The 3,899-nt window shown below is 52.0% G+C and carries 3 protein-coding genes; 2 read left to right on the top strand and 1 reads right to left on the bottom strand.

Annotation, left to right across the window (positions count from 1 at the left end; all coding sequences use genetic code 11):
* Positions 1-129: 129 nt before the first annotated feature.
* Positions 130-888 (bottom strand): class I SAM-dependent methyltransferase, encoded by a 759-nt coding sequence (locus QZ197_RS15890; protein ID WP_296433211.1) that lies wholly within the window; start codon positions 886-888, stop codon positions 130-132.
* Between the two features lie 82 nt (positions 889-970).
* On the opposite strand from QZ197_RS15890, the gene QZ197_RS15885 reads away from it, so the two are divergent.
* Both QZ197_RS15885 and QZ197_RS15880 read left to right on the top strand, forming a co-directional pair.
* Positions 971-1,699 (top strand): nitroreductase family protein, encoded by a 729-nt coding sequence (locus tag QZ197_RS15885; protein WP_296433209.1) that lies wholly within the window; start codon positions 971-973, stop codon positions 1,697-1,699.
* Between the two features lie 1,271 nt (positions 1,700-2,970).
* The coding region (locus tag QZ197_RS15880; RefSeq protein ID WP_296433206.1) for a hypothetical protein at positions 2,971-3,899 on the top strand (929 nt) is incomplete at its 3' end.

Below are 3,899 nucleotides of genomic sequence, written 5' to 3'. Positions count from 1 at the left end.
ACTATTCCCGGCCGGATGTAACCCAGTTGTTCGTCAACCGGAAGCGGCAAAGCACGGTGCAGTTTACCGAGGAATGAACAGCTGAACATCGCGTTTAATAGCCAGATCCAACCCCAGAACCACCCGGCATCAAGGCTGCGGTGCCGGCTTTTTCTTCGCGTACAAATTAACGAACTGGTGGTTGCCGGAAGTGCCAAAACGCTGGTGAACCTGGCCGATCCCGTGGCGCTGAAACAGGGCAAATACCGCATTCAGGTCGTAATCAAACATTGGAAAAGCGTAATCCTTTTGTCCCAGTAAAAAACGGATAATCCCTGGATAAGTAAAGTGGATATATTGCCGGAATTTCCCGCTCGGGGTGCTTAAGTTATTGTAAGTCAATTGAAAATAGGCAAAGCCCCCAGCGGTGAGGTGGCTCAGCAGATGATCCAGCAGCAGTAGGCCATTGGCGGGCGGAATGTGCTGAAAAACGAGGTGGGCCTGCACGTAATCGTATTGCTGGGTTAGAAAAGGTGCCTGATCGGGAATGAGTTGAAAACGCACATTGTCGCGTTGCTGATCCGCACCATTTTTGGTCGCCTCGGCCAGCATGGCTGCCGAAACATCCACCCCCGTTACCTGTTGGCAATAGGAACTTAGTGCCAGGCTAAGCCGACCAACTCCACAACCAAAGTCCAGCGCGTGAACGGGATTAAACCCTTTTTGGGGCCATATAGCATTAAACATCCTGGCCGTCCGCTCGATGGTTTGCTGTCCGGAGGCAAAGAACGCCGCCTTCGTGTCGGCATCCAACTCATCCACCCGGTATTCCGAATGCGTCAGCACGCCGAAATAGGGATGGGTTGCGCCTATTCTCTTCCAGAAATGGGTGTAAACGTGTTTATTCATCAACTAAAATTAATAAAAAATGACGGGTGCAGCCCCATTGGTTTACCTTTACCTTCGTAAAATACGATTAAAATAGTTGGTAATGAATCAGGAAGCAGCAACTTTTGCCCAAATAGTAAAAGCCCGCCGGGCGGTACGCAAATACGAAGAAGAAGCACCCTTTGATGAGCAAGCCGTTCAGCGAAGCCTGGCCCTGGCGGTACTCGCTCCCAACAGCAGCAATCTGCAAACCTGGGAATTTTTTCGGGTACGTACCCCAGCGGCCAAAGCCGAAGTTGCCCGCCTGTGCATGAACCAAAGTGCGGCCCGCACCGCCCAGGAAATGGTCGTAGTGGTGTGCCGCACCGATAAATGGAAGGTGAACAGCCGCCGTATCCTGGCCAATATGCGGCACAGCTTTTCGACGCCCCTGACCAAACGGGATCAGCGGGCCGTAGAATATTACCAACGCAATATCCCCTTGCTCTACCTCCATGACCCCTTCGGGCTGATGACCCTCCTGCGCCGCATCCTGGTAGCCGTTAAGAGCATGCAAGGGCCTTTTGTTCGCTGGACCACCCACACCAACGCACGCATCATCACCCACAAAAGCGCCGCCCTGGCCGCCCAAAATTTTATGCTCGCCATGCAAGCCGAAGGCTATGCCACCTGCCCCATGGAAGGTTTTGACGAAAAACGCCTCAAGCGCTTCCTCAAGCTCCCCCGACCAGCAGAAATCAGCATGGTCATCGCTACCGGCGTTCCTGCCGACGAAGGTGTCTACAGCGAACGGTTCCGGTTTCCGCTGGAGGAGGTCGTTTTTGAGGTGTAGCCGCAACCTACCCGCGCTTTCTGGTACTTTCTGTTTGTTGATGTAGTGTTGATGTAGTGGTATTTCAGTAAAAAAACAAGATTAATGGCTAACCTTGCGATTATTATTGGTGTATCTTGGCTTCCGGCATAATTTTATTTTATTAATGTTCTGCCGGCCAGTAGTCCAGGCATTAGCGTTTTGGTCGTATGCATCCAGCTGTTTAGCATCTTTACCACTGTGCCAGGCTGTAGTGATATCCCTGTTTTCGTGTCGTTTCAATCTAATTGATCATTTTAGGTATGGCGTACATTTTATTAAATGACGATTTATCCAACCTGCTAACAAGCCTTGACTAACATCATATGCATTATATCCAAAACAAACTTTGCTTCCTATTGACGCTTGTATTGGTGTTGATTTTTTCAACCCAATCCATAGCTCAAATTCCAATAGTTTTAACCCAAGACGAGGGAGATGCGATGATAGGGCTTGACAGGAAAGCGTTCCTTGGACTTGGAAATACGTCAGCTCACAGCCAAGGCTATCATCACGATTTCACTCTGCCGGCAAGCACAGGCCCTTGCCAACGGATTACAGGTATCAGGGTCGTCATCAATATTACAAACTACACCAATAGTGGTAGTCCTTGTCCCCATACAATACTCTTTTACAATCTTTATTATGGCTGTGGGGCATACAGTGGAGGTGCCACGTGTCCGCCGGGTACTAATTTGATAGCAGAACCTAATTTCGCCCCTGGCACAAGTCCTCCCGCCTTCAATTTCGGAAATCCTTTGGGCAGCCCTCTCAACGGTAGCATTGTGCCAGATTTTGGAGGCAATTTAAGTGTGGACATCGTACCTGTTTCTAATCCTGGTTGCAATACTTTATTGAGTGGGCAAATAAGTTATGAATATACCATAATGGTTACCATCATGACGGATTTAGTTACTTGTACAGGTACGGGATTACTGCAGGGAACGACGACCGTGCAAGCATGCGATGACCTCAACCCCTGCACGACCGGTGAAACGGAGACAATCCTGGATTGTGATGGCTCCATCTGTATCCCCTGTGGTGGCGGCACGCCGGTTGGCTGTGGTAGCGGTCCGACGACGACTTTGCCTTGTGATGACCTCAACCCCTGCACGACCGGCGAAACGGTAACCACGCTGAATTGCGACGGCTCCGTCTGTGTCCCTTGTGGTGGCGGTGTGCCTGTCAATTGCGGAAGCGGTCCTACCTCCGTAGTGCCCTGCAACGATGGCAACCCCTGCACGACCAACGATATGCAAACCATCCTCGATTGTAATGGAACGGTTTGTGTGCCCTGTTTGGGTACCCCCGTCGATTGCTCCAATGGCACTACCTCCGTGGTGCCCTGCAACGATGGCGACCCTTGCACGATCAACGACGTGCGCACCATCCTCGACTGTAACGGAGCGGTTTGTGTGCCTTGTATGGGTACGCCCGTGGATTGCTCCAACGGCACCACCTCGGTGGTGCCCTGCAACGACGGCGACGCCTGTACCATTAATGATACCCAAACCATCCTGGATTGCGACGGCAGTATCTGTGTGCCTTGCCAGGGTACGGTGCCACCAGCCTGCTTCAGCACCGTGGTCTTACCCTGCGACGATGGTGACCCCTGTACCGAAAACGACGAAGCCATCGTAGAAGCTTGTGACAACTCAGTCATTTGCGTTCCTTGCCAGGGAACGGCTCCGCCGGCTTGTTTCAACACCGTGGTCTTGCCCTGCGACGATGGCAATCCCTGTACCGAAAATGACGAAGCCATCGTAGAGGCTTGTGACAATACCATAATCTGTGTGCCTTGCCAGGGAACGCCTATTTCCACCTGCTTCAATACCGTGGTCTTGCCCTGCAACGACGGCAACCCCTGCACCGAAAATGACGAAGTCATCGTAGAAGCTTGTGACAACTCCGTCATTTGTGTGCCTTGCCAGGGTATTCCGATCGACTGCACCACTGGTACCACCTCGGTTGTTACCTGCAACGACGGCAACGCCTGTACCATCAACGACGTGCAAACCATCCTCGACTGTGATGGCTCTATCTGCGTCCCCTGCCTGGGTACCCCCATTGATTGTGCCAGCGGCACCACTTCCGTGCTTCCCTGCGACGACGGCAACCCGAACACCATCAACGACGTACAAACCGTGCTCGACTGCGACGGCTCCATCTGCGTGCCTTGTAT

This window comes from Yoonia sp. (genome assembly GCF_017854415.1).
Classification (GTDB): domain Bacteria; phylum Pseudomonadota; class Alphaproteobacteria; order Rhodobacterales; family Rhodobacteraceae; genus Yoonia.
Note: the sequence above shows the minus strand (reverse complement) of the source record. Positions and strands in the feature narration are given on the sequence as shown.